Origin of the sequence: Corynebacterium sp. UMB6689, assembly GCF_030215295.1 — a bacterium.
Lineage (GTDB): Bacteria > Actinomycetota > Actinomycetes > Mycobacteriales > Mycobacteriaceae > Corynebacterium > Corynebacterium aurimucosum.
This window is the reverse complement of sequence record NZ_JASOLS010000041.1, coordinates 1-2647: the sequence shown is the minus strand read 5'-3', so window position 1 is coordinate 2647 and position 2647 is coordinate 1. Positions and strand designations below refer to the sequence as shown.

Annotated in this window: 2 protein-coding genes; both read right to left on the bottom strand. The window is 55.4% G+C overall.

What is annotated here, in order from left to right; genetic code table 11:
* Positions 1-104: 104 nt before the first annotated feature.
* Positions 105-863, bottom strand: coding sequence for an ATP-binding protein (locus QP363_RS12570; protein WP_284764736.1), 759 nt, complete (start codon positions 861-863; stop codon positions 105-107).
* A 20-nt stretch (positions 864-883) separates the two neighbouring features.
* Entirely contained in the window at positions 884-2491 is a 1608-nt protein-coding gene (gene istA / locus QP363_RS12565; RefSeq protein ID WP_284764735.1) for an IS21 family transposase, read from the bottom strand.
* Positions 2492-2647: the final 156 nt, after the last annotated feature.

Genomic DNA, 2647 nt, shown 5'->3' with positions numbered 1-2647 from the left:
TGTCAGATGCGAGTTTTTGGTACCGGTGTTCTGGGGACTCGGTACTGTCGTGTTCCGGGTAGTTGGTACCGGGCCGAGGGGTGCGTCGGCCCGGCCCGTCTGTATTAGTCGTCTGGGGTGGTGGGGGCGGTGGCTTTGCGCATGTCGAAGTCTCCGATTTGGATTCGGTGGCCGTTGTTGAGGCGGCTTACGAGTGAATCGGCTCCGACTCTGTCTGGCAGTGTTTCAACCCAATAGGCGGCAGCTGATTGGGAGGAGATAAGTGTCGGGAGCCGCCCGTCGCGGTCGAATATGATCTTGGTTAGGTCTTCTTGCCCGCGCTGGTTGATGCTGATGGTCATAAAGTCGTCGATGATAAGGACATCGACGTTGATCAGTTTCCGCATCTTATCGAGGTAGTTTTGGTCAGTCGGTGAGAAGACCGCCAGCATGTCTACAAGTTGATCCAGCCGGTAGTACGCCACGGAGTATCCAGCCTTGCACGCGGCGATGCCGATGGCGCAGGCAATGTAGGTCTTGCCTGTTCCCGTCGGGGCGAGGATGTGAATATTGGTCGGGTTTTCCCGCCAGTTGGTTGCTGCGATTCGTTTCAGCTGGCGCATGTTGATACCGCGTTGTTCTGCCTGGGTGATTTCAGCCAGGCTTGCATCCGGGTATCGGAATTTAGCCTGGGTAATGGCCTTGGCAATGTTGCGTTGTTGGCGTTGTGTGTAGGCTTCTTCGACTGCGGCGAGGAAGATGTCTTCTGGTAGCGCATCCGCATAGGCCTCGTCGTTGACAACCTTGTAGAAGATGTCAGCGAAGGTTGATACGCGAAGCTTGCGCATTTTCGCCCGCACAATTTCGTCGTCGATGCTGCTCATGGTTTCACTCCTTATTGCTTCTAGTTTTCGTAGTGGTCAGCAGGCCGGATAAAGACGGCATCGGCCACCTCACCGGTAAGCGGGGTACTTGGGCGTGGGTGGTGCTTGGCCACAGGCTGTGTTTTTAGCCCTGGTGGCCCGGGATGTTGTTGGGCGTGGGCAATGTCAGTCTGGATGCGTTTGATCACTGCCATCGTGGGGGCCAGCTTCTTGTCTAAGACCTGCTGGCATGCCGGTTCGAGGGTGGCTTTGTTGTGCTTTTTGCCTAGGTTGGCCAGCACGTTGCGTGCCTGGATGAGTCCGCGGGGTACGGCGGCACTATTGCGGTCGAGGATCATCGCTATGACTGCGTGCGTTGCTGCCCCAAACGACGAGGCCCAGGCCAAGAGCTCATCACGGGTAAGCGCCTTGTGGCCTTCATCGTCGCCACGCGGTCCATGCTGAGGGTTGGTGGAATACCGGTATTTGAATCCGTGAAGGCGCGTGTGTTCAGCAACAAGCTGCTCCCCGTTGAAGATGCTTACTAGTTGCGGGGTGAGCCTGACTGTTACCGATTCTCCTACCAGCTGAAATGGCACTGAGTAGTACTGGTAGTCACAGGTGATGTGCCAATTGCGGTCGACTTTAAGCCGCTTGTATGACACTTCCGTAAACGGCGTCGGCGGCAGATCGCGCATCACTGGTGCTTCTTCTTGCTCAAAGCGCATGCGCCGTGTTGTGCCATCAGGCCGCGTCATTGCGCTGTTGATATCGGCAAGCCGGTCAGCGATTGCCTCATTGAGTTCATCGAGATTGTAGAAGACCTCGTCGCTGAAGTACCCGAGTATTTTGGTGTAGGCGATTTTCACAGCACGTTCTACTGCCGCTTTGTCGCGTGGCCTGCCGGGCCTAGTCGGCACGATCGTGACCCCGTAATAGTCGGCAAACGCTGCGTAGCGGTCAGTGACCATCCGGTAGCCTGAATGCTTCCTCGGCCGATAAGTCGCCGTAGAAGCATTATCTGGCACGATGACCGCTGGTACTTTGCCAAGATAGTTCAATGCTTTGACGTGGCACTCAATCCACGACGGCATCTTCTCATTCGCAGCAGCCGTGACGTACATCAGTCCTGAGTACGGGCTGACCGCGACAAACAATGACGCCTTGAATGCGGTATCACCACTGGCCTGATCTACTACAGGCACTTTGTCACCGGCCCAGTCAACGTAAAGCTCTTGGCCTGGCTCATGGGTGATAACTTCGACGAGATCGTTGGCACGCAGAAATTCATTGAGCCCACTGCAGAACTGGGAGTACTGGTACTTTGTCTTATCCGTCGGACACGGCTGCGATAAGTAGTCCATCCACAGCTTATGCCTGGTCAGATGCTTCGTACTTTTCAGCTTGCGTGCAAGAGCGTGAAAATCAGGCTGGTCGTAGGCCATCGTCCGTTTACTCCGGCCGTCGCTGAATCGATCATCGAACCATCCAGGTGGGAGTTGGCAGAAACGCTCTGGAGTTAGTGCCTCATCGTTGATGACTTTCTTTGCGCGGGATACTTCTCGTCGTGAACATCCCAATGCGTGTGTAATCTGCGCGTAGCTAGCACCATCAAGGCACATCGCGATGATCTGTTTGAAGTTAGCCACAAGGACCGGCTCCTTCCAAGTAGATGTTGACGCGACACCACCGGAATGTGGTGTCGCCAGCATCAACTATGAAAGAAAACCCCTTGCAGTACCGGGTACGTGGAACCCCGGTACCAACTACGCGGACTCGCGGTACCAACTACCCCAAATTGACAC